Genomic DNA, 22,028 nt, shown 5'->3' on the forward strand with positions numbered 1-22,028 from the left:
AGGGCGACGATTATAGCGATTGGGTTGGTTCTGTAAACCCCTGAATTCAGACTATTTTTATGCAGGCGTTTGATCTGGCGTGAACCAGCACGTTCTTGAGTTTCTGAAGGGTGCGCCAGGCTCGGCTGTTTTTCATCGTCCATAGCTGCGCTTCAGCGTGTCCGGCGCGTTACAGGGCAGCGGCGAGGTGGTTTTCGGTGTCGGGGATGGAGGTCTGAAGTTGTGGGCTTTGTGGAAATGGAAGTCCTCCAGGTTGCGCGGCGGGATGTCGAAGGCGGGTTTGAGTGCGCCGCAGGCGGATGTCTTCGAAATTCTGTGCATAAGAAATGAACGTCACGGTCGCATCCTGTCGGTCAGTTTTTTCTTGTTCATGACCGTATTGTCGGCGTTCTTGTGAACGTGTATTGCAGGGCGCAATTTTCCGCAATGGGTGTCCGGTATTCGGCGGTTATGACGTTTTGATGAAATGCTTATGCACAATGGACTAGGGGCGACTACCTGTTCATTACGATTTTGTAGACTCGTTCTCATTTGTCCGCAAATGCCTGTTTTGCGGGTTTTTTATTTGTGTGAACAAAAAATGACCAGCAGTGTTTTGGGCGTAAAACAGCGTGGATATTGGATCCATGATAAATCTATCAACAGAGTTATCCACAGGATGTGGCTGTTTAAGGGCGTTCTGCAAGGAGTAGGAAATTGCGCGGCGTGAGTGGAGTTTCACAGAAGGTGCCGAGGCGAACGGTATAACCCTGCTGAATGAGGAAAAGTGCCCGATCAAGTACCAGCCACAGTTCCAGCGGCCGTCGGAAAAGGCCTCGCAGCAGCTCCAGGTTGCGCACTTCGGCCAATCGCTGCCAACCGGCGGCTTCCAGTGTAGTCCAATCCGGCGCGCCGACTGTGGATAAGTCTTTGAGTGCAGCCAGATCGCGGCAGTAATCGGCGAAAGGTTTGTCCAGCCAGGCGCTGGGAAGGGAAGGGGTTGGCAGGTATTCATCGATGCCGCGCAGTTGTCGTTGCAGAAGGTCGAACGCCAAGCGCCGGGCCATGGAGGTGTCGCGCTGACGTCGAACGCGAGCGCCGGCGGTGACGGTTTCGTTCATCGGCAGCGCAAGATCATCGAGGGAAAGGTGTAGGTCGGAGCGCTCAGCTGCACAGGAAAGCGGCTGATAGGTGTTCAGACTGATCCGGTTGTAGCAGCAGGGTGCGATGGCCAGTTGTTTGCAACCGGCGACGCTGGCGAGTTGGATCAGCCGTACATGCAGATCACCGCAGGCGTGCAATGCGACCGGCGTGTGATCGGCGTTCAATAATGAGGCTGCGCCAGGCGCGAGTACATCCTGCTCGACATGCAGCGCATGCAATTGATGACGCTGACTGAGTGCCTGGCCGCTGGCAACCAGTGCCGGATCGAACTCCAGGCACGTCAATTGTTGCCCGGTTTGCAGCAGGCGTCGCCCCAAATGGCCTTTGCCCGAGCACCAATCCAGCCAATGCTTCGGTGCCGAAGCGAACTCCAACCGACTGGCGAAGGCTTCGATCTGCTGCCACTTGCGCCCTGGCACATCCACATTCAAGCGATGGCCTGCCGCTTCAAGCGCACGAGCCGGCAACTCACCCACCGCGCTCAGTTCAGCAGACATCGCCGCCAATGAAGCAAACGGCTCCGGCGCATCAAGCAAACAAGGTTGGTTATGACTGCTTTCCGCATCCTCCAGCGACCGCCCGCGTAGCCAAAACGCCAACTCCGGGTAGGACGCTTCCCAAGGCAGTTGCAAATGGGTAAACGGTCGAGGTTTCCACAGCGCCTGATGCTCGATCAGAAAAGCATCCAGCGCGGTGAAACGGGCGAGCAGGGCCTCGCCCGTCAGCGCGCAGGAATCAACGCCCTTGGCAGGCATCGACGCGCAACCAGCGCTCCAGCAGCTTGAAGCCACGAACCAGCACGTAAGCCATCAGCAGATAGAACATGCCTGCTGCGAAGAAGATCTCCACCGGCAGGTAGGTGCGGGCAATGATGGTGCGGGCCATGCCGGTCAGTTCCAGCAAGGTCACGGTGCTGGCCAGGGCGCTGGCTTTGAGCATCAGGATCACTTCGTTACTGTAGGCCGGCAGGCCGATGCGCGCAGCACGCGGTAGCATAATGTAGAACAGCGCTTTGGCCCGGGACATGCCCAGCGCCCGCGCCGCTTCAATTTCGCCCGGCGGAATCGCCTGGATCGCGCCACGCAGGATCTCGGCGATATAGGCCGCGGTGTGTAGGGTCATGGTCGCGGTAGCGCACCAGAATGGACTGCGCAGATAGGGCCACATCGAACTGTTACGCACCGCGTCGAACTGCGCCAAGCCGTAATAGACCAGAAACAGCTGAACCAGCAACGGCGTACCACGGAAAAAGAAGATGTAGCCGTAGGGGAATGCCCGCACGTACCAGAGTCGCGACGAGCGAGCGATGCCCAGCGGAATCGCCAGCAACAACCCGGCAATCACGGCGATAGCCACCAGTTCCAGAGTCAGTGTCGCGCCCTGAGCCAGTTTCGGCAGCCACTTGATGATGACTTCCCAGTTCATTGGGTGCTCCTCGCGAAGCCGCGAGCGGCGCGTCGTTCCATAAAGTGCATGCCGGTCATGGCCAGAATGGTCAGGCCCAGATACATGAAGGCGGCCACCATATAGAAGGTGAACGGTTGCTTGGATATGGTCACGCCGATTTGTGTGTGACGCATGATTTCTTCCAGGCCGATGACGGAGACCAGTGCGGTGTCTTTCATCAGGATCATGAACAGGTTGCCCAGGCCGGGAAGTGCGATGCGCCACATCTGCGGCATGATCAGCCGGGTAAAGATGCGGAATTTCGACAGGCCCAGGGCCACGCCGGCTTCACGGTGACCCTTTGGGATCGCCAGAATCGCACCGCGAAACACTTCCGTGGCGTAGGCGCCAAAGCACAGCCCCAGCGCAATCACGCCGGCGGCGAAGGCGTTGAGTTCGAGGTCGGGGTTGCCGAAGAACTCGCCCAGGGCACGCATCAGGTTGACCGTGCCGAAGTAGATCAACAGCACCCAAAGCAATTCCGGGATACCGCGAACCAGCGTCGAATAAGTGCCGCCAAGCCATTGCAGCGGCTTGTACGGGGAAGTCTTGGCCAAGGCGCCGAGCAGACCGAGCACCAGCCCCAGGCACAAGGCCGAGAGTGCCAGTTTCACAGTCATCAGCGCACCAGCGGCGAGCGCCGGGCCGAATCCGTAGAGGTCGATAATCATGGAATTCTTTTCAAATCGCGGCAGGCAACGCCAAGGACCGGCGCCGTCAGCGAACGGCGCCGGTCAGGCAGGTCAGAATCAATAGATGCTGAACGGGAAGTACTTGTCGTTGATCTTCTTGTAAGTGCCGTCTTCGACGATTTCTTTCAGGGCAAGGTTCAGCCTCGCGCGCAGGGTGTCGTCTTTACGCACGGCGATACCAATCTTGTCACTTTCTTCCACCGGGTCGCCCTTGAATTCGTAAGCACGGCCAGCGTCGCTTTTCAGCCACTCATAGTTGACGTATTTGTCGGCCAGGATGCCGTCCAGACGTCCGGAAGTCAGATCCAGATAAGCGTTTTCCTGGGTGTCATAGAGTTTGACTTCAACGCCGGGCATGTTGTCTTCCATCCAGGTGCCGGCGAGGGTCGCACGTTGTGCGCCGATCACTTTCCCCTGCAGGGAATCCTTGTCGGTTTTGAACTCTTTGTCTTTCGGCGCGATGAACTGCAGTTTGTTGGAGTAGTACGGTTCGGTGAAGTCCACCGCTTGCTTGCGTTCGTCAGTGATCGACATCGAGGAGATCAGGAAGTCGAACTTCTTGGCGTTCAGGGCCGGGATGATGCCGTCCCAGTCGGACGTGACCACGGTGCACTCGACTTTCATCTTGGCGCACAGGGCATCACCGATTTCTCTGTCGAAGCCGACGACATTGCCACTGGCATCTTTGTTGTTGAACGGCGGGTAGGCCGCTTCGATGCCCATCTTCAAGGTCTCGGCGGCGGCACCGGCGCTAAAGGCGAGGGTGACAGCAGCGGCCAGGAAGATTTTTTTGTAGTTCTGCATGCGGGTAGCTCCGTTAGCGGTTGCTGGACATGAATTGTTTGCAGCGCGCCGAAAGCGGGTTTTCGAACACCTGCTGCGGCGATCCTTGTTCTTCTACCAAGCCCTGGTGGAGGAACACCACTTCGCTGGACACCTGACGGGCGAAGCCCATTTCATGGGTCACGAGCAGCATGGTGCGGCCTTCTTCGGCCAATGCGCGGATGACATTAAGTACTTCCTGGACCATTTCCGGGTCAAGGGCGGAGGTGGGTTCGTCGAACAGAATGACCTTGGGCTGCATCGCCAGGGTGCGGGCGATGGCCGCGCGTTGCTGCTGGCCGCCGGAGAGTTGCGCCGGGTAGGCATGACGCTTGTCAGCGATGCCGACCTTGGCCAGCAAGGCTTCGGCGACTTCAATGGCGTCGCGTTTGCTTTGGCCGAGCACGCGGCGCGGGGCCTCGATGATGTTGTCGAGCACGCTCATGTGCGGCCAGAGATTAAAGTTTTGAAATACAAAACCGATCTCGCTGCGCAGGCGATTGATCTGCTTGCCGTCGGCAGCGACCAGTTCGCCGTTCTTGGCGGCTTTGAGCTTGAGTTCTTCGCCGGCCACCAGGATCTGGCCCTGATGCGGGTTTTCCAGCAGGTTGATGCAACGCAGGAACGTGGACTTGCCGGAACCGGAGGAACCCAGGATCGAGATCACGTCGCCGTCGCGGGCGGTCAGCGAGATGCCTTTGAGCACCTCAAGCTGTCCGTAGCGTTTGTGCAAGTTGCGGATTTCAAGCGCGGGCGTGGCCTCAGCCATGTGCGTTCCTCATAGTGTTTTCGCTCCTGCTGTTGGCGGCCTTCCTGGCGAGGCGGCCAAGCTAGCATAGCGTTCGAATGGCAGCCAACAGCGCTACGGACGGTAAACGGGTGGCATGTGGCAGGTTGTCGCATCGGCGCAGCAGACTGTCGCGCTGCTATCAACCGAACAGCCGTTTGAACCCTGCCTTTGAATAAAGAGACGGGGCGGCTGTTCCAAAAAAAGGCGCGATGTTGCCAGCTTTGGCGGGGTGTTGGAAGCGCTAACCGGACAAACGTTCCTGATCTGCACTTTTATTGTGCATGCCCGAATTTTTTGGTGTGTTTCCGGTGCGCTGATTCGTTCTTGAAGTGGGTGGCAGGGTAACGTTCTGGCGAAATGCCATTAATCTCAATGACTTGCGATGATTGCTCGATTCAAGCGCAGGCCCCGTATAGCGGGCTTATGAAACATTTTGGCGCAATTATTGCGTGCAGAATAAGAAACGCCCTGTTGGATTCTTTTTACGAGAAGGAATGTCAGACCGGGCCGACGTCATCGCTTTACTTGCAAAGGTAGTCTTAATGAGTAGTAGCCAAAGCTCCTCCAATGGCCTCGAGCAGGGGCTAAAACCGCGTCATGTGACCATGCTGTCGATCGCCGGGGTTATTGGCGCCGGGCTGTTCGTCGGCTCCGGCCACGCCATTGCTGCTGCCGGCCCGGCTGTACTGTTGGCCTACGCGGCCGCCGGTGCTCTGGTGGTTCTGGTCATGCGAATGCTCGGTGAGATGGCCGTTGCATCGCCAGATACAGGCTCCTTCTCCACGTACGCCGATCGCGCGATCGGTCATTGGGCCGGTTTCACCATCGGCTGGCTCTACTGGTGGTTCTGGGTGTTGGTCATCCCGCTGGAGGCTAACGCTGCCGCGACCATTCTGCATGCCTGGTTCCCGAATGTGGCGATCTGGGCCTTCACGCTGGTTATCACGTTGCTGCTAACGGTGACCAACCTGTTCAGTGTGAAGAACTATGGTGAGTTCGAGTTCTGGTTCGCCCTGGTCAAAGTCGTGGCGATCATCGGCTTTATCGGTCTTGGCATTCTGGCAATCTTCGGCTTCCTGCCTACCAGTCAGGTCAGCGGCGTGTCGCACCTGTTTGACACTCAAGGCTTCCTGCCAAACGGCATGGGCGCGGTGCTGGGTGCCATCCTGACCACCATGTTTTCCTTCATGGGCACCGAGATCGTGACCATCGCGGCCGCGGAGTCGAAGAACCCTGGCCAGCAGATTTCCAAGGCTACCAACTCGGTCATTTGGCGGATTGGCTTGTTCTACCTTGTATCCATCTTCATCGTTGTGGCCTTAGTGCCATGGAACGACCCGATCCTGGCCAGCGTCGGTTCCTACCAGACCGTGCTGGAGCGCATGGGTATCCCGAATGCCAAGCTGATCGTCGATATCGTGGTTCTGGTTGCGGTAACCAGCTGCCTGAACTCGGCGCTGTACACCGCCTCGCGCATGATGTTCTCTCTGGGCAAACGCGGTGATGCGCCTGCCGTTTCCCAGCGCACCAACAAGAGCGGCACGCCGTACTGGGCCGTCATGTTGTCCACCGGTGCTGCGTTCATCGCGGTTTTCGCCAACTACGTGGCCCCGGCCGCTGTATTTGAATTCCTGCTGGCCAGCTCTGGCGCCATCGCGTTGCTGGTGTACCTGGTGATCGCGATTTCGCAACTGCGTATGCGCAAGCAGCGTATGGCTCGCGGTGAAAAAATCGCCTTCAGCATGTGGCTGTTCCCGGGCCTGACCTACGCGGTGATCATATTCATCGTTGCGGCCCTGACCATCATGCTGTTCCAGGAAGCCCACCGCGTGGAGATCCTCGCGACCGGCCTGTTGAGCTTGTTGGTAGTGGCTGCCGGGTTGTTTGTGGCTCGTCGTCGCAAGCTGCAGAAAGTGGGCGCGGTGGTGCTGAACTGATTCGTACCGCGTAATGCAAAACGGCCGCTGTCAGTGATGACAAGCGGCCGTTTTTGTTTTGTCTGTTGTGCTCGATTCAAGCGGGGTGCACCCAGTCTTCAACTCGTAAACCGGATACACGCTCAAATTCCCGTAGATTATTCGTCACGATGGTGAACCCTCGTGAGCGTGCGTGGCCGGCAATCATGTGGTCATAAGGGCCTATTGGTGTCCCTGCTTTAGCCAATTCCGAGCGAATCATTCCGGTGTGTGCTGCTGCTTCATAGTCAAAAGGCAAGATCTCAAGACGGGCAACAAAGCCCTCGATGACAGCGAGGTTTTTTTCCGGTGCAGCAGATTTTTCTGCACCGTAAATCAACTCCATCAAGGTGACAGCGCTTATGCATAGCTGGCCGTGATGACGATTGAAGGCTTCGCGTACAATCTGTGGCTTGTTCTTGATGGTGAAGATGCAGATGTTGGTATCGAGCATGAATTTGATCATTAAAACGACTCACGCTCCTGATCGGTTGGTTGCTCACGGTCAGCCATAAAGTCTGCGCTCACGCCTTCGCCGTCGAACCAGCTATCCCAGGCTTCTCCTGCCGGGGTGATGAGGCGAGTCCTGCCGATAGCGATAACATCGACACGCTTCACATCACTGGGCATTGCGACAGCTTTGGGCAGGCGGACGGCCTGGCTTCGATTGCTCATAAAAAGGGTGGTTTGTTCCATGGCAGGCCTCCTGCGCTTTGCTAACGCTTGAAGTCAGAAGGATAGAATTTTGTTGGGATATGTCAATGGGATATACGCGATGACTGATGAAAGGTTGTGATAGTCACGACAGTTTCAATGGTTACAAAAAACGGCTGCTGTCAGAGATGACAAGCAGCCGTTTTTACTTCCAGAGTGGCCTTACTTAGCCTTTTCCACCGGCAAGTCCAGCGACTGACGATAGCTGTCCAGCGCATCGCCAAAGTCAGTGATGAATTGCGGGTCGGTCAGCCAGGCCTGGGCGGCGTCGCGGTCCATGCCATCGGCCCACATGCGGTAGTCGATCAGCATGTCGGCGGCCAGGTGCGTGGCGGCCATGGCTTCGTTGTCGGCGTTTTCCATGTCCAGCAATTCTGGATGGTCGCTGATGATTTCGGCGAGGTTCGACAGCAGGGTCAGCAGCATGTCGTTGCGGCTGGTAGCCTCGGCGTCGCGCATTTTGCTGAACATCGCCAGGGTGTATTCCGGGATTGGCTCGCCGAGTTCGCCCAGGTCGTCGTCCAGTTCCGCGGGTTTTCTGCCGACCATGCGGATTTGCTTGGCTTTGGCCTTTGCGCGTTTGGCGCGTTTCTGTTGCTTGTTCAGGGATGCCATGGGAACTCAGTTTGGTTTCTGTTGGGTTTGGGCCGCGATGGCGTCGGACGCCGCCACGTAGTCAGCCTGGAAGGCCGGGGATTCGATCCACGCCAGAGCGCCGGCTTCGTCGGTCTCGGTGGACCATTGGCGGTATTCGATCAGTGCCGCGAGGATGAAGTCCATTGCGCCTTCTTCGCCTTCCTGCTCGTACACCAGTTCCAGCAGCGGGTCTTCGAGGAAGGCTGCGCACATCGCTTGCTGACTGATTTTTTCAGCATCGATCATTTTCTTGAACAGTTCAGTCAGGTCTACCGATTCGAAGTCGATGCGATCGTCGTTCGGGTCCAGCTCGACCGGCGCGGCAGCCCGCTGGGTGCGGTTTTGCTTGGCCTTGGCTTTGGCGCGGGAGGCGCGTTTGTTCTGCTTGTTGGCGGAGGCCATGGGCGTCGTTCCGTAATTCATTGAGGGGGCGCATCCATCAACTGCGTGGCACTCGCCGCCCGGGTGTATCGGGGGCCAGCTCGCCGGTCTGCAGCCAGGACAATGCAATGGGCCATAGTGTGGCTTGGTATGCGCTGCGAAAAAAGGCGAAATGTCCGACTTCTTCTTCGCCGATATCTTCAGGGGTGATTCGCAGGTGGGTGTTTGTACTGCCAGTGAAGTAGCCGAGCAGGCGTTCGATGGCCGGAATCGTGCCATAGGGATCGTCGCTGAGGCTGATCGCCAGGGTCTGGGCGGTGACGTTAGCGAAGGGAAGCTGGCCGTTTTTGACGTGGATCACACGACCGCTGGGGCGTTTCTCGTATCGGGCGGTGGGCTTGCTCCAGTCGCGAACTACGCCAGCCGGGGTGTCTTCGAGCCAGCCGAGGCGTTTGCCGGGAAAGTAGCCGTACAGCATGGTCATCAATGGCATCACCACATGCCACTTGCCAAACATTCGCCAGCGATGAGCAGGGGCGTAGTCGCGCCAGTAAGCGAACTGCGCACCCACTGTCACCAGGCGTCGGATCACATGCCCGGAGGTTCCCAGTCCGGCCGCGCAACCGCCGAAGCTGTGGCCGACGACATTGATGGGTTGTTCCGCAAACTCGCGTTGCGCCCTTTGCAGCATCGCCTCGAAATCCAGCGCGCCCCAGTCGGACCATGAGGCCTCAAGCCCCTTCAGCGACGCAGGGCGCGACTCGCCGATGCCGCGGTAGTCATAGGTGATTACGTCGAAGCCGTTGGTGAACAGGTAATCGGCGAAGCGCGAGTAGTGTCGGCAACGAACTGAAGTAGCGGCGTTGATGATCACCACTGGACGGGTTGGGTCTTGATTCGCATGCCGCCAGGTGAAGCCGCCAAGGATGAAGCCGTCGGCGGCGGGTTCGCTGAACGGCTCTCCGGCGGCACGGGAGGGCGATTTTCCTGGTTGGAGCATTGGAAATTGCGTGAGCAGGACTTGTTGTCTCATTGGTGCTCCGTTGCTAACCGGGCCCATTTAGAGCGAGAAAGTTTGTCTAGAGTTTGTCTACGGTATGGCGTCAGTAAAACGCCTGAGAATCCAGCGGCCTTTGTGCAAGCTACCTGATTTTTCAATGCTTTGGTCACGTGTCGACATCGAGTGCAGCAAATTGCGAAATTTGTTTTGCTTTTGTTTTTCGTCTAAAGCATCTGACAGTTTGTCTAGGATTAGCGCGACTAGCTCAAGGCGTGATGCTGACCCGTATTGCCTCAAATAGTCGAGAATCAGATCTTTATAGTAGCCATCATTGAAAGCCCGGTTGCGAATATAGTCGCTTTGGTTGCCCGTGCTGCGCGCCACTTGGGCGGCCGCGTAATAATTCGGTTTTCGCCCCTCGATAAGCCCTTGCTTGCGCAGCAAGACCGCGGCATTTTCTGTGATGGGTTGTCTTTTCTGCACCCTGTCGAGCAGCATGACTGTATTCAATGGCAGATCTTGATTTTCCAACAGTAGACGGGTGTAGTTTTCGTCGATCACGTTCCCGTAAATCTCCAGCACAACTTTGTTTTCCTTGGACTTGTTGTAGTCCGGCAGCGGGAAGTATCGGCTACGTTGGGACAGGGTCATTGTGGAAATACCGAAACCCATGGTGTCGATCATGTTCAAGCCGACCATCGCTTGGGTGAGCCAAGGGTTACGGTAGCGGCTTGGCGTATGCTCGCCGCTGAAGTAATCCTCAGGTTCACCCTCATAGAAGCGGCCAGCATTTTCGAATACCAATCTGTCAACGCGCTCTATGACGATGATGCGTGAGCGCAGTTGATAGTCCTGATGGGCAATGCAGTTGTGCAAGGCTTCCAGGATGACGCGAGTGTCATATTTGCTGACTTCGGTGGCCAGCAATTGGTTTTGTGGAAAAAGCTTGTAGTCAATATTACGTATGCGATGCAGCACCTGAGTCGTCGTCAGTAAAAACGGTAGGCCAAAGTGTTCGTATGCCTGTTCTTCACCTGCGAGTTTCCAGGTGATTTGTGCCAGGGTTGGCAGAAAATGAAGGGTCAACTCGTTCACCGGATTACCCGGCCACACAACCGCTCCTCAATCACCGCCCATTCCCGATCCAGTTCTGTGCGAAGTTCCTCCTCGCTCGGCAGCACCAGTCTGTAGGTACTGGCGAACAGTTGTTCGTTGCCTTGCAGTACTGAATAGCGCACCACTGATTCATCTTTTTGCGCGCAAAGAATAAGGCCGACAGTGGGGCTATCCTCCGGGCCGCGCTTGAGGTCGTCGTACATGCGCACGTACATGTCCATCTGGCCGACATCCTGGTGGGTCAGTACGCCGCGCTTGAGGTCGAAGATGACGAAGCACTTGAGCAGGTAGTTGTAGAACACCAGGTCGATGTAGAAGTCTTTGCTCTCGGTACTGATACGTTGCTGGCGAGCGATGAAGGCGAAGCCTTTGCCCAGTTCGAGCAGGAAGCCCTGGAGTTGATTGATCAATGCTTGTTCAAGTTCGCTTTCCTGGATCAAGCCCGCATTGGGCAGGCCGAGAAATTCCAGCAGCACTGGATCGCGGATGAAATCCCGAGGGCTGGCGTTCATTTGCTGGATATTGGTGGCGGCTTCCTGTTTGACGGCAGCCCGGTCGCGGCTCGCCAGCAGGCGTTCGTAATAGAGGGTATTGATCTGGCGCTCGAGGGCGCGACTTGACCAGTTCTGCAGGGCAGATTCGTTCATGTACCAGTGGCGAGCGTTGTCGTTGTCGACTCGTAGCAGTCTGCGGTAGTGGGTCCAGCTCAATTCGTGACGCAGTGCGTCACGAATTGGGAATGCTTGATAGAACAGGCGCATGTAGCGAAGGTTGGAAGCGTCGAAACCTTTCCCAAACTGCTCCGTCAGTACTTTCGCCAGCGTCGATAGCAACTGTTTGCCATACACCGCCCGCCGAGCGCCTTCCTGCTCGAACTCCACAATATGCCGTCCGATCTGCCAACAGGTTTGCACCTGAACGGTATCGACCGCTCGCAGCACTTTCTGGCGCGCTTCCTTGATCAATTCGCCAAGACTGCCGAGCAGTGAAGTGATCTGTGGATCTTGAGTGTTACCGGGTTTGAGGGAGCTCATGACATTTTCCGCGGCTAAGGAAACAGGCGGAAGAGGATGGCAAGAGAGTGATAGTCCGCGATGCCGGGCGTTACTGGTAAGTCGGAAGGAAAGGCGAATTTGCTTTGCAGGACCGGGCCGGCGGCAGCCCATGCATGAGGAGCACATCACGTAGTCCGATTCGCAGTGAGCCCAAGTGCTAATCGATCTAAAACTTGAACATTCAGCAACAAATCTAAAAAGCGTAACGATTGGGTTCTGCGTAACCCGGGAGTCGCCATCATGAAGAAAATCCATTCATTCATGCTGCCCATCGCCGCCGTCGGCGTACTGATGTTTCCAGTCGTGCTTAACGCCGCCAGTCTTGAACCGATCGACAGCACAGGCGTGCAAGTCCAGCAGCAACAGCAAAACGGGATTACTTACCTGTCCGGGGGGATCGGAGAGGATGAGGCTCGAGCCATTCAACAAGCGCAGGGCTACAACCTGCACATGACTTTCTCCATCGGGGCGGAGGGCAAATATGTTCCGGATGTGAATCTGGTCATTCAGAAAGACCCGGGGCAACCCGTGCTGACGCTGAGCGAAGCCGGCCCGTTGGTTTATGTTCAGCTGCCACCTGGCAAGTACACCGTCGTCGCGACACGCAATGGTGAGGAACGGCGTGATACGGCGGATGTAGGAAGTGGCGCCGCTCGCAATCTTGTCTTCCACTGGAATACTGAAAACTAGCCCAAGAGAGACGCTTGCACGATGCCTGATCAAATCGCGGGCATAAAAAAACCCTGAATCTTGCGATTCAGGGTTTTCGGTATTTGGTGCCCAGAGACGGAATCGAACCGCCGACACGGGGATTTTCAATCCCCTGCTCTACCGACTGAGCTATCTGGGCAACGGGGCGCATTAAACTGGTTTTTCAGGGGGTCGTCAAGAAAGTTTTCAAAAAAATTTTAATTATTACCGTCGCTTACGATCCGCCCCCCGAAAAAACGGGATTATTCAGCTGGCGGAACGTAGCCTTCGGCCTTGGCGTATTCCTCGCCGGAAAAGAACTTGTCCATCTCGCCTTGAAGATATTTGCGGTCTTCGGCGTTCATCATGTTCAGGCGTTTTTCGTTGATCAGCAGGGTCTGGTGTTTCTGCCAGTCGGCCCAGGCCTTGGCCGAGACGTGGTCAAAAATGTCCTGACCTTTTGCACCCGGAAATGGAGCGCGCTCCAGGGCGGGTAATTCTTCTTTGTACTTGCGGCACATGATGGTGCGGGTCATGACGACTCTCCTGCGTTCAATACGGCGGCCGCGCGTTCGAGCAAGGTTTTGACCGGGGCGGCAAGGCCCAGGCGCGGCGGGGTGGCGAGGTTATACCAGAGCCAGTCGGCCTCGGCCACGTGATGGCCAGCCTCTTGGACCTGAACCAGCCAGGGTTCGATGGATAACTGAAAGTGGCTAAAGGTGTGTACCAGGCTCGGCAGGGCCTGTTGGCTGCCCAACTCCAGCGAATGCTGCGAAGCCAGATGCTGAAGGTCATCGAGGTCGTCGAGTTCCGGCAGGCTCCAGAGACCGCCCCACAGGCCCATGGAAGGGCGACGGTAAAGCAGAATCGCCCCTTCGCCATTGGCGAGCATCGGCATCAGCGTGCGCTTCTGTGGCACGGCTTTGCGTGGCTTGGGGATCGGGTAGCGGGTTTCCAGGCCAAGCATGTGCGCCTCGCAGCCCTTTTCCAGCGGACAAAGCAGACAGCTCGGTTTGCTGCGGGTGCAGAGCGTGGCGCCCAGATCCATCATCGCCTGGGTGTAGGCGTTGACCCGATCATGTGGCGTGAAGCGCTCAGCGTTGGCCCACAGCTGTTTGGCAACCTTGGGCTCGCCCGGATAACCCTCTTGCGCGGTAAAGCGCGCCAGCACCCGTTTGACGTTGCCATCGAGGATCGGCGCCCGCAGGCCCATGCTCAGGCTGGCAATCGCGCCGGCCGTGGACAGGCCGATACCCGGCAGATCTGTGAGCTTTTCCACATCACGGGGAAACTCGCCGCCATATTCGGCAACGACAATCTTCGCAGTCTTCTGCAAGTTGCGCGCGCGGGTGTAATAACCGAGACCGGTCCACAGGTGCAGCACTTCGTCTTCCGGCGCGGCGGCCAGAGCTTCGACCGTTGGCAGCGAAGCCATGAAACGGTCGAAGTAATTCAGCACAGTGCTGACCTGGGTCTGCTGCAGCATGATTTCCGAGACCCACACCCGGTAAGGGGTGATGCCCTGTTGCCAAGGCAAATCGTGGCGGCCGTGGCGGTCGTACCAATCCAGCACCGCCGTTGAAAACTGCTCGGCTCTCATCGCTTGAACAGCCCCTTGAGCGCGTTTTTCAGTTCCGGGCTGACTTTATCGCCAAGCTTCTCGTCGATTTTTTCGCTGATTCGCTCGCCAGCCAGTTTGCTCGCGACTTGTCCCATGCGTTCATTGTCGACGCGGCAAGCCTTGGCACCCAGTTCCAGCGGACCACGGCAGCGCAGTGGCCACTCGATGCCGACGAAGCGCTCGCTGACTTGGCAGGCCGGGTCCGGCATGTCGCTCTTGTCGCCTTCGACGATCACGCCGACGCGGTAATCCATGCCCAGCACCCGCAGGTCGATGTCGCCGTTACCGTTGACGGTCATGCCCGGAATGCGCACTTTCAGATCGGGGTTATTGGCCACGCCATTGCGGAAGGTCAGGTTGCCCTTGAGCTCTTCGAACGGTGTGTCCTTGCCCCGTGGCTCGCCGGTGAGGGTTTTGCGATTCAGGGTGGCGATGCCTTTGCACAGTTGCTGCTCAAGGTTGGCATTGAGCAGCACGCCGTTGTTGATGACGAAACTGGCATTGCCGTTGAGGTTATCGATCAGCACGCTCTGGCTATTGCCGCTGCTGGTCAGCGCGCTATCGAGCGTAACCAGGCCTTGGAGCGGTGGATTTTTCCCTTGGCTTTCGAGGATTTTTTCTACAGGCACTTTGCTGATGCGCGTCTGCATGTTCAGCGCCGGCACTTGCTGGCGCACGTCCAGGGTACCTTTGGCTTCGAAGTTGCCGTCGTACAGGTCGCCGCGCAGGTTCTCCAGCGTCAGCAGGCCGCCTTGGCCTGTGGCCTTGAGTGCCGCATTCTGAATCGGCAGTTTGTCGAGGGTCAGCTGGCCGAAAGTCAGGTCGGCGTTCACGTCGAGTTTGCTCAGGCGTTCCACCGGCAACAGACGCTCGGTGCTCCACGGGCCTTTGGTCGGTGAGGGCGGCAGCGGTGAACTGCCTGCACCAGCCATCGCCTCGCTCTCGGTGCTGGCCACTTCGGCCTGACGCACCTGCTTCGCGCTGTTGGCTTCGGCGGATTTTGGCGGCAAGTAACGATCGACGTTGAAGGTGTCAGCCTTGAGGTTCAGTCGCAGCGATTGCTTGGCGAAGTCCTCGACAGCGATGCGGCCGCTGAAAGTGCTGTCATCGAGCTTCAGGTTGAGGTTGTCGAGGGTCAAACTGGTCGGCGTGCCGGCAACCTGGCTGGCCAGTTCGACTTTGCTCAGGCTGCCTTCGGCCATCGCCGGGAGTTTCTGGCCGATGCTGTCGACGAATTTCGCCAGATCGAACTGGGCAATCGACAGGCCGCCGCTGATTTGCGGGGTCTTGTCGAGGTCGTTGGCCTTCAGTTCGCCCAAGGCGCGCAGCTGATTGGCGGAGATCTTGATGCCGGTCCATTCGGCGACGTTGGCGGCCTTGTCCAGCAGCAGCTGGCCTTGAGCGGCGAAGGTCATGGTTTTGCCTTGCAGCGGATCGCCAGCGACTTCACCGGAGAGTTTCATGTCTTCGAATTTGTAGCGCTGCAGCGCACGCTCGAAACGCAACTCGCCGGCCAGCTCGGTGCGCACCCGCAGAACCGGTTGGTTGGTACCGAGGAACGCGGTGAGTTTGACCGGGATGTTGGTCGAGTCGTGCACGGGGCCAGTGCTCAGCTGGATGCTTTCGGCGCTGAACTGCTTGCCGGTTTTCTCGTCGCTGTACTCAACGCGGGCGTTGTTGACGGTCAGGCTGTCGATGTCCAGGCGGATCGGCTGGGCCGGTTTTTCTGCCTGAACGGTAGTGGTTGGTGCAGGTTCGCCGGTGGCGGCGGGCGGCGTGGCCGACGTCGTCGGGGTGGCAGGTGCCTTGCCTATGTCTTCCCAGTTGCCATGGCCGTCCTTGTCACGATTCAGGCGCAGGTTCAGGCCTTCGACGCGCACATCGCTCATCTGCACTTCGCGGCGCAGCAGCGGAATCACGCGGACCGACAGGCCGAGCATCTGCAAGTCTGCGAACGGTTCGGTAGGCTTGGCCAGGGTTGCAACACTGGCTTCGTGCAATTCCAGGCCCAGCCAGGGAAACAGGCTCCAGCCGATATCGCCATTGAGCGTCAGCTCGATGTGGGCCTTGTCGCGGGCAATCTGGCGAATCTCGTCTTTATAGTCGTTGGGATCGAAGAGGTGGGTCAGGGCAAAGCCCAGCGCCACAATGATCAGCAACAGCCCGAGAAGTACCAGACCCAGGATTTTGCCGAACGCTTTCATGGGCGAGTCCTTGTATTAGTCGAATTCGAAATTTAGCCGGGGAGTATAGCGCTCCGAAGTGGCTGACCGGTCAGCGATCACATCGGGAGCTCATCCAGCGGTACCTTCAGCTTAGCCGCCAGCGCTTGAGCTTCGAGGTGCCCGGCAGGCGCCAACAGCCGCAATGTCGCGCCTGATTGCGACGCCATTTTCTGCGCTTCGTTCACCAGACGCTCGGCAACCCCACGACGACGGGTGATTTTTCGTACGCATAAATGGGACAAATGCCAGACGTCCTGGTGCCGTTGCAAACGTGCCGCACCCAACAGCCGATCGTTGAAGCGTCCGGCGATCAGCGAACCGTCCTGCAGGCAGCCTTCGATCAGCTGCATCTCCCCAGTGAATGGCGCAAACAGCCAGTCCGGGGCATCGCGGTAAATCTTCTGCAGATCTTGCTGATCCTGATAAGTGGCTTGGTTCAGCAGTTCGACAATGATCGGCATGGCGCTTCCTTTGAAAAGTTAATCCGGCCTCTACGTGTGAAAACATGTTCTTGCGGTTGTACGAGAACAGATGACATACAAAAGGTGATATCAGTTTGGTTTTTCTGTCACGTGCAAATGGTAACCTCTGCCCGTTCGTCCGTCCCTTCTGCGGCGTGATGTCGCACCAAAATGGAGCTTCACCTAAAAAACAGTCATGCCTGCGTGCATTAAGGCTGGGGGTGAAGAACGGCTGGCGAACAATACTAATAATTGGGGGAAACACCATGACTACGAGCATCACGGCGGACGGCTTTGCCGACCAGCCCGCGTTCCTGTCCAAGGAACGCATCATCGCCAAGCCCGGTTTTAACCGTTGGCTGGTACCACCGGCCGCTCTGGCCATCCACCTGTGCATCGGCATGGCCTACGGCTTTTCGGTGTTCTGGTTGCCGTTGTCCAAAGCCCTGGGCGTCACCAAGGCCGTGACTTGCGCGCCGGACATGAGCTTCATCGCTCAGGTCTTTTCGTCTCAATGCGACTGGCCGATCTCGATGCTCGGCTGGATCTACACCCTGTTCTTCATCTTCCTTGGCTGCTCGGCAGCGATCTGGGGCGGCTGGCTTGAGCACGCAGGCCCTCGCAAGGCCGGTGTTGTGTCGGCACTGTGCTGGTGTGGCGGTCTGCTGATTTCGGCGCTCGGGGTCTATACCCACCAGATCTGGCTGATGTGGATCGGCTCCGGAGTCATTGGCGGTATTGGCCTGGGCCTGGGTTACATCTCGCCGGTCTCGACCCTGATCAAGTGGTTCCCGGACAAGCGCGGCATGGCCACAGGCATGGCGATCATGGGCTTCGGCGGTGGCGCGATGGTAGGTGCTCCACTGGCTGCAGCGCTGATGGGTCACTTCGCTTCGCCAACCAGCGTGGGCGTATGGCAGAGCTTCCTGGTAATGGCTGCGATCTATTTCGTGTTCATGATCGGTGGCGCACTGTCCTACCGCGTTCCGCCAACCGGCTGGAAGCCTGAAGGCTGGACTGCTCCGGCGAAAAAAGCGTCGAACTCGATGATCACTCACCGTCACGTCCACGTGAATGTGGCGTGGAAGACTCCGCAATTCCGTCTGGTGTGGCTGGTGCTGTGCCTGAACGTTTCGGCGGGCATCGGCATCCTCGGCATGGCTTCGCCGCTGCTGCAGGAAGTCTTCGCCGGTAAATTGCTGGGCACCGACCAGACATTTGGTCAGCTGGATGCCGGGCAACTGGCCTCGATCGCTGCCATTGCTGCTGGCTTCACCGGTTTGCTGAGCCTGTTCAACATTGGTGGCCGGTTCTTCTGGGCTTCGTTCTCAGACTACCTGGGTCGCAAAAACACTTATTTCGTGTTCTTCGCCCTCGGTTTCGCACTGTACGCGCTGATCCCGAACCTCGGTCATCTGGGCAGCGTCGCGCTGTTCGTGGCGGCGTTCTGCATCATTCTGTCGATGTACGGCGGTGGTTTTGCGACGGTGCCGGCTTACCTGGCTGACTTGTTCGGTACGCAAATGGTCGGCGCGATCCACGGTCGTCTGCTGACCGCGTGGGCGGCGGCGGGTGTGTTGGGGCCGGTGTTGGTGAACTACCTGCGTGAATATCAGCTGAGCATTGGCGTTGAACGTGCCGCGGCTTACGACATCACCCTGTACATCCTCGCGGGCCTGCTGGTGCTGGGTTTCCTGTGCAACCTGATGGTTCGCCCAGTGGCCGACAAGTACTTTATGACCGACGCTGAACTGGCCGCCGAACAGGCGCTGGGCCACGACAAGGGGGCTGACGCCAGCACCGTGCTGGAGTGGAAAGCGGATGCGGGCACCAAACCGTTGGCGGTGGCTGCGTGGTTGGTGGTGGGCATACCGTTGGCGTGGGGTGTTTGGGTGACGCTGCAGAAGACTGCGGTTCTCTTCCACTAACGCAAAACCCTGTGGGAGCGGGCTTGCTCGCGAAAAGGGCGTGTCAGTCGACTTCAATGTTGCCTGGTACGCTGCTTTCGCGAGCAAGCCCGCTCCCACATTTGCTCTCCGTGGACACAGATTTTGTGTTTGCCGGCTTGTACTGACATGTCTATCCCCGACGGCAGGGGATTCACTCCGTCAGTGATATCACCTCTCGTGTTTCTGTTTAGCGCCCGCGACCCTATAATGGCTGCCTTTTTCGCCCCAATGATTTTTGCGGAGCTGGTGATGGCCGAACGTATGGCGTCTGTCGAGCGCGACACTCTGGAAACCCAGATCAAAGCCTCGATCAACCTGGATGGCACCGGAAAGGCCCGATTTGATATCGGTGTACCTTTTCTTGAGCACATGCTGGACCAGATCGCCCGTCACGGGCTGATCGACCTGGATATTGTCAGCAAGGGCGACCTGCATATCGACGACCACCACACGGTGGAAGACGTCGGTATCACGTTGGGTCAAGCCTTCACCAAAGCCATCGGCGACAAGAAAGGCATCCGTCGCTACGGCCACGCCTACGTGCCGCTCGATGAAGCGCTGTCGCGTGTGGTGATCGACTTCTCCGGCCGTCCTGGCCTGCAGATGCATGTTCCTTATACCCGCGCTACCGTCGGCGGTTTTGACGTTGACCTGTTCCAGGAATTTTTCCAGGGCTTCGTCAACCACGCCAACGTCACCCTGCACATCGACAATCTGCGTGGGCACAACACCCACCACCAGATCGAGACCGTGTTCAAGGCTTTCGGCCGCGCCCTGCGCATGGCCGTGGAGCTGGATGACCGCATGGCCGGTCAGATGCCGTCGACCAAAGGCGTTCTGTAATGCAGACGGTCGCGGTTATCGATTACGGCATGGGCAACCTGCACTCGGTGGCCAAGGCTCTCGAGCACGTCGGTGCCGGCAAGGTCCTTATCACCAGCGATGCCGATGTGATTCGCGAAGCCGATCGCGTGGTATTTCCCGGCGTCGGCGCGATTCGCGATTGCATGGCGGAGATCCGTCGCCTGGGCTTCGACTCGCTGGTGCGTGAAGTCAGCCAGGACCGTCCGTTCCTCGGCATCTGCGTGGGCATGCAAGCCTTGCTCGACAGCAGTGAAGAGAACAATGGCGTGGACTGCATTGGCCTGTTCCCGGGTCAGGTGAAGTTCTTCGGCAAGGATTTGCACGAAGACGGCGAACACTTGAAAGTGCCGCACATGGGCTGGAACGAAGTGAAGCAGACGGTAGAACACCCGCTGTGGCACAACATTCCGGACCTGGCGCGTTTTTACTTCGTGCACAGCTACTACATCGCTGCCGGCAATGCGCGGCAGGTGGTGGGCAGCGGTCACTACGGGGTCGATTTCGCCGCAGCGCTGGCCGACGGCTCGCGTTTCGCCGTGCAGTTCCACCCGGAGAAGAGCCATACCCATGGCCTGCAATTGCTGCAGAACTTCGCTGCGTGGGATGGTCGCTGGTAAATGGCTGCCAAAAAGAAGCCGCCGATCCTGACCCTCACTCCCGAGCAGGAGAACGAGGCCAATCACAAGATCAAACGCTTCATGGAGGATCGCTTCGAGCTGGACCTGGGTTCGTTCGAAGCGGCTGAAATCCTTGAGCTGTTTACCCGCGAAATTGCTCCGCACTATTACAACAGGGCGATTTTCGATGTGCAGACGCACCTCAAAGAGAGGTTCGAAAGCATCGAAAGCGACCTGTGGGCGCTCGAGAAAAACTGATTTCCGAGCGAAGCTGAATACTCGAATTTGAAGGTTTGCCAGATGCTGATTATTCCCGCTATCGATCTCAAAGACGGTGCCTGTGTTCGTCTGCGCCAGGGCCGCATGGAAGATTCCACGGTGTTCTCCGATGACCCGGTGAGCATGGCTGCCAAGTGGGTGGAAGGCGGTTGCCGCCGTCTGCATCTGGTCGACCTGAACGGTGCTTTCGAAGGTCAGCCGGTCAACGGCGAAGTAGTTACCGCCATCGCCAAGCGCTACCCGAACCTGCCGATTCAGATCGGCGGCGGTATCCGCTCGCTGGAAACCATTGAACACTACGTCAAAGCAGGCGTGAGCTACGTGATCATCGGCACCAAAGCCGTGAAAGATCCGGCTTTCGTTGCCGAGGCCTGCCGCGCGTTCCCGGGCAAAGTGATCGTTGGTCTGGATGCCAAAGACGGTTTTGTCGCCACCGACGGCTGGGCTGAAATCAGCACCATCCAGGTGATCGACCTGGCCAAGCAATTCGAGGCTGACGGCGTGTCCGCGATCGTTTATACCGACATCGCCAAAGACGGCATGATGCAGGGCTGCAACGTTTCGTACACCGCCGCCCTGGCCGCTGCGACGAAGATTCCGGTGATCGCTTCCGGCGGTATCCACAATCTGGGTGACATCAAGTCGCTGCTCGACGCCAAGGCGCCAGGCATCATCGGCGCCATCACCGGCCGGGCGATTTACGAAGGCACCCTCGATGTCGCTGAAGCGCAAGCTTTCTGCGATTCGTACAAAGGCTGAGGACTCACCATGGCGCTGGCCAAACGCATCATCCCTTGCCTGGACGTGGATAACGGCCGGGTGGTCAAGGGCGTCAAGTTCGAGAACATTCGCGACGCCGGCGACCCGGTGGAAATCGCCCGTCGCTACGACGAGCAAGGTGCCGACGAGATTACCTTTCTCGACATCACCGCCAGTGTCGACGGTCGCGACACCACGCTGCATACCGTCGAACGCATGGCCAGCCAGGTGTTCATCCCGCTGACCGTGGGTGGCGGCGTGCGTACCGTGCAGGATATTCGCAACTTGCTCAATGCCGGTGCGGACAAGGTCTCTATCAACACCGCTGCGGTGTTCAACCCGGAATTCGTCGGCGAAGCGGCGCAGCATTTCGGCTCGCAATGCATCGTCGTCGCCATCGACGCGAAGAAGGTTTCCGGTCCGGGCGAAACCCCGCGCTGGGAAATCTTCACCCACGGTGGTCGCAAGCCAACCGGCCTCGACGCCGTTGAGTGGGCGAAGAAGATGGAAGGCCTCGGTGCCGGCGAAATCCTGCTGACCAGCATGGACCAGGACGGCATGAAAAACGGCTTCGACTTGGGCGTCACCCGCGCCATCAGCGATGCGCTGGGGATTCCGGTGATCGCGTCCGGCGGTGTCGGCAACTTGCAGCACTTGGCCGATGGCATCCTCGAAGGCCACGCCAGCGCGGTGCTGGCGGCGAGTATTTTCCACTTCGGCGAATATACCGTGCAGGAAGCCAAGGCTTACATGGCTCATCGCGGCATCGTGATGCGCTAAACAGTACAGGCCAGTGGACAGCATGGCGGGCTC

At 58.1% G+C, this 22,028-nt stretch carries 24 protein-coding genes and 1 tRNA gene; 8 read left to right on the top strand and 17 right to left on the bottom strand.

Annotated elements, in window-relative coordinates; genetic code table 11:
* Positions 1-668: 668 nt before the first annotated feature.
* The 5 genes from AB7M29_RS04865 to AB7M29_RS04885 form a co-directional block, all read right to left on the bottom strand.
* The gene (locus tag AB7M29_RS04865; protein WP_454246445.1) at positions 669-1,898 is read right to left on the bottom strand and encodes a methyltransferase; all 1,230 of its coding nucleotides are present in this window, start codon (positions 1,896-1,898) and stop codon (positions 669-671) included.
* Complete coding sequence (locus AB7M29_RS04870) at positions 1,879-2,568, bottom strand: ABC transporter permease (protein WP_123498398.1); 690 nt, start codon at positions 2,566-2,568, stop codon at positions 1,879-1,881. Before AB7M29_RS04870 ends, AB7M29_RS04865 begins: the two co-directional genes overlap by 20 nt.
* Positions 2,565-3,260 carry an ABC transporter permease gene (locus tag AB7M29_RS04875; protein WP_008068748.1) on the bottom strand — a complete coding sequence of 232 codons (696 nt, stop codon included), beginning with the start codon at positions 3,258-3,260 and terminating at the stop codon, positions 2,565-2,567. The genes AB7M29_RS04870 and AB7M29_RS04875 overlap by 4 nt, the downstream gene beginning before the upstream one ends.
* A gap of 78 nt (positions 3,261-3,338) precedes the next feature.
* The gene (locus tag AB7M29_RS04880; RefSeq protein WP_217855249.1) at positions 3,339-4,085 is read right to left on the bottom strand and encodes an ABC transporter substrate-binding protein; all 747 of its coding nucleotides are present in this window, start codon (positions 4,083-4,085) and stop codon (positions 3,339-3,341) included.
* Between the two features lie 13 nt (positions 4,086-4,098).
* Positions 4,099-4,872 carry an ABC transporter ATP-binding protein gene (locus AB7M29_RS04885; protein WP_052962829.1) on the bottom strand — a complete coding sequence of 258 codons (774 nt, stop codon included), beginning with the start codon at positions 4,870-4,872 and terminating at the stop codon, positions 4,099-4,101.
* Between the two features lie 563 nt (positions 4,873-5,435).
* Here AB7M29_RS04885 and gabP point away from each other — a divergent pair.
* The gene (gene gabP / locus AB7M29_RS04890; RefSeq protein ID WP_217855251.1) at positions 5,436-6,830 is read left to right on the top strand and encodes a GABA permease; all 1,395 of its coding nucleotides are present in this window, start codon (positions 5,436-5,438) and stop codon (positions 6,828-6,830) included.
* Positions 6,831-6,906: 76 nt separating this feature from the next.
* On the opposite strand, the gene vapC is transcribed toward gabP, so the two are convergent.
* The 7 genes from vapC to AB7M29_RS04925 all read right to left on the bottom strand — a co-directional run bounded on the left by vapC (position 6,907) and on the right by AB7M29_RS04925 (position 11,729).
* A complete protein-coding gene (gene vapC / locus AB7M29_RS04895; RefSeq protein WP_217855253.1) occupies positions 6,907-7,314 on the bottom strand; it encodes a type II toxin-antitoxin system tRNA(fMet)-specific endonuclease VapC in 408 nt (135 codons plus the stop codon).
* Positions 7,314-7,544, bottom strand: a complete 231-nt coding sequence (gene vapB, locus AB7M29_RS04900) for a type II toxin-antitoxin system VapB family antitoxin (RefSeq protein WP_038978541.1) — start codon at positions 7,542-7,544, stop codon at positions 7,314-7,316. The genes vapC and vapB overlap by 1 nt, the downstream gene beginning before the upstream one ends.
* 180 nt (positions 7,545-7,724) lie before the next feature.
* Positions 7,725-8,177, bottom strand: coding sequence for a hypothetical protein (locus AB7M29_RS04905; protein ID WP_454246446.1), 453 nt, complete (start codon positions 8,175-8,177; stop codon positions 7,725-7,727).
* A gap of 6 nt (positions 8,178-8,183) precedes the next feature.
* On the bottom strand, positions 8,184-8,600 hold the full coding sequence (locus AB7M29_RS04910; protein ID WP_217855257.1) for a hypothetical protein: 417 nt from the start codon (positions 8,598-8,600) through the stop codon (positions 8,184-8,186).
* Positions 8,601-8,637: 37 nt separating this feature from the next.
* Complete coding sequence (locus tag AB7M29_RS04915; RefSeq protein WP_454248697.1) at positions 8,638-9,579, bottom strand: alpha/beta hydrolase family protein; 942 nt, start codon at positions 9,577-9,579, stop codon at positions 8,638-8,640.
* 90 nt (positions 9,580-9,669) lie between these two features.
* Positions 9,670-10,674: an ATP-binding protein gene (locus AB7M29_RS04920; RefSeq protein ID WP_454246447.1), complete on the bottom strand. Its 1,005-nt coding sequence runs from the start codon at positions 10,672-10,674 to the stop codon at positions 9,670-9,672.
* The gene (locus AB7M29_RS04925; RefSeq protein WP_454246448.1) at positions 10,671-11,729 is read right to left on the bottom strand and encodes a PDDEXK nuclease domain-containing protein; all 1,059 of its coding nucleotides are present in this window, start codon (positions 11,727-11,729) and stop codon (positions 10,671-10,673) included. Before AB7M29_RS04925 ends, AB7M29_RS04920 begins: the two co-directional genes overlap by 4 nt.
* Before the next feature lie 261 nt (positions 11,730-11,990).
* Here AB7M29_RS04925 and AB7M29_RS04930 point away from each other — a divergent pair, with 261 nt between their 5' ends.
* A complete protein-coding gene (locus AB7M29_RS04930) occupies positions 11,991-12,440 on the top strand; it encodes a carboxypeptidase regulatory-like domain-containing protein (RefSeq protein ID WP_217855263.1) in 450 nt (149 codons plus the stop codon).
* Between the two features lie 84 nt (positions 12,441-12,524).
* Here the strand turns inward: AB7M29_RS04930 and AB7M29_RS04935 are convergent.
* From AB7M29_RS04935 to AB7M29_RS04955, 5 genes are all read right to left on the bottom strand, one after another.
* Positions 12,525-12,600: transfer RNA gene (locus AB7M29_RS04935), tRNA-Phe, on the bottom strand.
* A 103-nt stretch (positions 12,601-12,703) separates the two neighbouring features.
* Positions 12,704-12,976 carry an oxidative damage protection protein gene (locus AB7M29_RS04940; RefSeq protein ID WP_007897448.1) on the bottom strand — a complete coding sequence of 91 codons (273 nt, stop codon included), beginning with the start codon at positions 12,974-12,976 and terminating at the stop codon, positions 12,704-12,706.
* The gene (gene mutY, locus AB7M29_RS04945) at positions 12,973-14,040 is read right to left on the bottom strand and encodes an A/G-specific adenine glycosylase (RefSeq protein ID WP_217855265.1); all 1,068 of its coding nucleotides are present in this window, start codon (positions 14,038-14,040) and stop codon (positions 12,973-12,975) included. The genes AB7M29_RS04940 and mutY overlap by 4 nt, the downstream gene beginning before the upstream one ends.
* Positions 14,037-16,265, bottom strand: a complete 2,229-nt coding sequence (locus tag AB7M29_RS04950; RefSeq protein WP_217855268.1) for an AsmA family protein — start codon at positions 16,263-16,265, stop codon at positions 14,037-14,039. Before AB7M29_RS04950 ends, mutY begins: the two co-directional genes overlap by 4 nt.
* Positions 16,266-16,342: 77 nt before the next feature.
* Positions 16,343-16,747 (bottom strand): acetyl-CoA sensor PanZ family protein, encoded by a 405-nt coding sequence (locus AB7M29_RS04955; RefSeq protein ID WP_052962821.1) that lies wholly within the window; start codon positions 16,745-16,747, stop codon positions 16,343-16,345.
* 266 nt (positions 16,748-17,013) lie between these two features.
* Here AB7M29_RS04955 and AB7M29_RS04960 point away from each other — a divergent pair, with 266 nt between their 5' ends.
* From AB7M29_RS04960 to hisF, 6 genes are all read left to right on the top strand, one after another.
* On the top strand, positions 17,014-18,675 hold the full coding sequence (locus AB7M29_RS04960; protein ID WP_052962820.1) for an OFA family MFS transporter: 1,662 nt from the start codon (positions 17,014-17,016) through the stop codon (positions 18,673-18,675).
* Between the two features lie 270 nt (positions 18,676-18,945).
* Positions 18,946-19,539 (top strand): imidazoleglycerol-phosphate dehydratase HisB, encoded by a 594-nt coding sequence (gene hisB / locus AB7M29_RS04965; protein WP_007939452.1) that lies wholly within the window; start codon positions 18,946-18,948, stop codon positions 19,537-19,539.
* Positions 19,539-20,177, top strand: coding sequence for an imidazole glycerol phosphate synthase subunit HisH (hisH, locus tag AB7M29_RS04970; RefSeq protein ID WP_008068774.1), 639 nt, complete (start codon positions 19,539-19,541; stop codon positions 20,175-20,177). The genes hisB and hisH overlap by 1 nt, the downstream gene beginning before the upstream one ends.
* Positions 20,178-20,435, top strand: coding sequence for a DUF2164 domain-containing protein (locus AB7M29_RS04975; RefSeq protein ID WP_046045558.1), 258 nt, complete (start codon positions 20,178-20,180; stop codon positions 20,433-20,435). It abuts the gene before it with no gap.
* Positions 20,436-20,477: 42 nt separating this feature from the next.
* On the top strand, positions 20,478-21,215 hold the full coding sequence (gene hisA, locus AB7M29_RS04980; RefSeq protein WP_007897434.1) for a 1-(5-phosphoribosyl)-5-[(5-phosphoribosylamino)methylideneamino]imidazole-4-carboxamide isomerase: 738 nt from the start codon (positions 20,478-20,480) through the stop codon (positions 21,213-21,215).
* 9 nt (positions 21,216-21,224) lie between these two features.
* Positions 21,225-21,995, top strand: a complete 771-nt coding sequence (gene hisF, locus AB7M29_RS04985) for an imidazole glycerol phosphate synthase subunit HisF (protein ID WP_007897430.1) — start codon at positions 21,225-21,227, stop codon at positions 21,993-21,995.
* Positions 21,996-22,028 lie beyond the last annotated feature (33 nt).

Source organism: Pseudomonas sp. F-14 TE3623 (assembly GCF_053629015.1).

Coding starts and splice junctions, on each gene's coding strand:
- AB7M29_RS04905 (WP_454246446.1), bottom strand. CDS start 8,177: ATGGCATCCCTGAACAAGCAACAGAAACGCGCCAAACGCGCAAAGGCC.
- AB7M29_RS04875 (WP_008068748.1), bottom strand. CDS start 3,260: ATGATTATCGACCTCTACGGATTCGGCCCGGCGCTCGCCGCTGGTGCG.
- hisB (WP_007939452.1), top strand. CDS start 18,946: ATGGCCGAACGTATGGCGTCTGTCGAGCGCGACACTCTGGAAACCCAG.
- hisH (WP_008068774.1), top strand. CDS start 19,539: ATGCAGACGGTCGCGGTTATCGATTACGGCATGGGCAACCTGCACTCG.
- AB7M29_RS04885 (WP_052962829.1), bottom strand. CDS start 4,872: ATGGCTGAGGCCACGCCCGCGCTTGAAATCCGCAACTTGCACAAACGC.
- AB7M29_RS04925 (WP_454246448.1), bottom strand. CDS start 11,729: ATGAGCTCCCTCAAACCCGGTAACACTCAAGATCCACAGATCACTTCA.
- AB7M29_RS04955 (WP_052962821.1), bottom strand. CDS start 16,747: ATGCCGATCATTGTCGAACTGCTGAACCAAGCCACTTATCAGGATCAG.
- AB7M29_RS04930 (WP_217855263.1), top strand. CDS start 11,991: ATGAAGAAAATCCATTCATTCATGCTGCCCATCGCCGCCGTCGGCGTA.
- AB7M29_RS04960 (WP_052962820.1), top strand. CDS start 17,014: ATGACTACGAGCATCACGGCGGACGGCTTTGCCGACCAGCCCGCGTTC.
- hisF (WP_007897430.1), top strand. CDS start 21,225: ATGGCGCTGGCCAAACGCATCATCCCTTGCCTGGACGTGGATAACGGC.
- AB7M29_RS04915 (WP_454248697.1), bottom strand. CDS start 9,579: ATGCTCCAACCAGGAAAATCGCCCTCCCGTGCCGCCGGAGAGCCGTTC.
- AB7M29_RS04865 (WP_454246445.1), bottom strand. CDS start 1,898: ATGCCTGCCAAGGGCGTTGATTCCTGCGCGCTGACGGGCGAGGCCCTG.
- vapB (WP_038978541.1), bottom strand. CDS start 7,544: ATGGAACAAACCACCCTTTTTATGAGCAATCGAAGCCAGGCCGTCCGC.
- mutY (WP_217855265.1), bottom strand. CDS start 14,040: ATGAGAGCCGAGCAGTTTTCAACGGCGGTGCTGGATTGGTACGACCGC.
- hisA (WP_007897434.1), top strand. CDS start 20,478: ATGCTGATTATTCCCGCTATCGATCTCAAAGACGGTGCCTGTGTTCGT.
- AB7M29_RS04910 (WP_217855257.1), bottom strand. CDS start 8,600: ATGGCCTCCGCCAACAAGCAGAACAAACGCGCCTCCCGCGCCAAAGCC.
- AB7M29_RS04950 (WP_217855268.1), bottom strand. CDS start 16,265: ATGAAAGCGTTCGGCAAAATCCTGGGTCTGGTACTTCTCGGGCTGTTG.
- AB7M29_RS04870 (WP_123498398.1), bottom strand. CDS start 2,568: ATGAACTGGGAAGTCATCATCAAGTGGCTGCCGAAACTGGCTCAGGGC.
- vapC (WP_217855253.1), bottom strand. CDS start 7,314: ATGATCAAATTCATGCTCGATACCAACATCTGCATCTTCACCATCAAG.
- AB7M29_RS04940 (WP_007897448.1), bottom strand. CDS start 12,976: ATGACCCGCACCATCATGTGCCGCAAGTACAAAGAAGAATTACCCGCC.
- AB7M29_RS04975 (WP_046045558.1), top strand. CDS start 20,178: ATGGCTGCCAAAAAGAAGCCGCCGATCCTGACCCTCACTCCCGAGCAG.
- gabP (WP_217855251.1), top strand. CDS start 5,436: ATGAGTAGTAGCCAAAGCTCCTCCAATGGCCTCGAGCAGGGGCTAAAA.
- AB7M29_RS04880 (WP_217855249.1), bottom strand. CDS start 4,085: ATGCAGAACTACAAAAAAATCTTCCTGGCCGCTGCTGTCACCCTCGCC.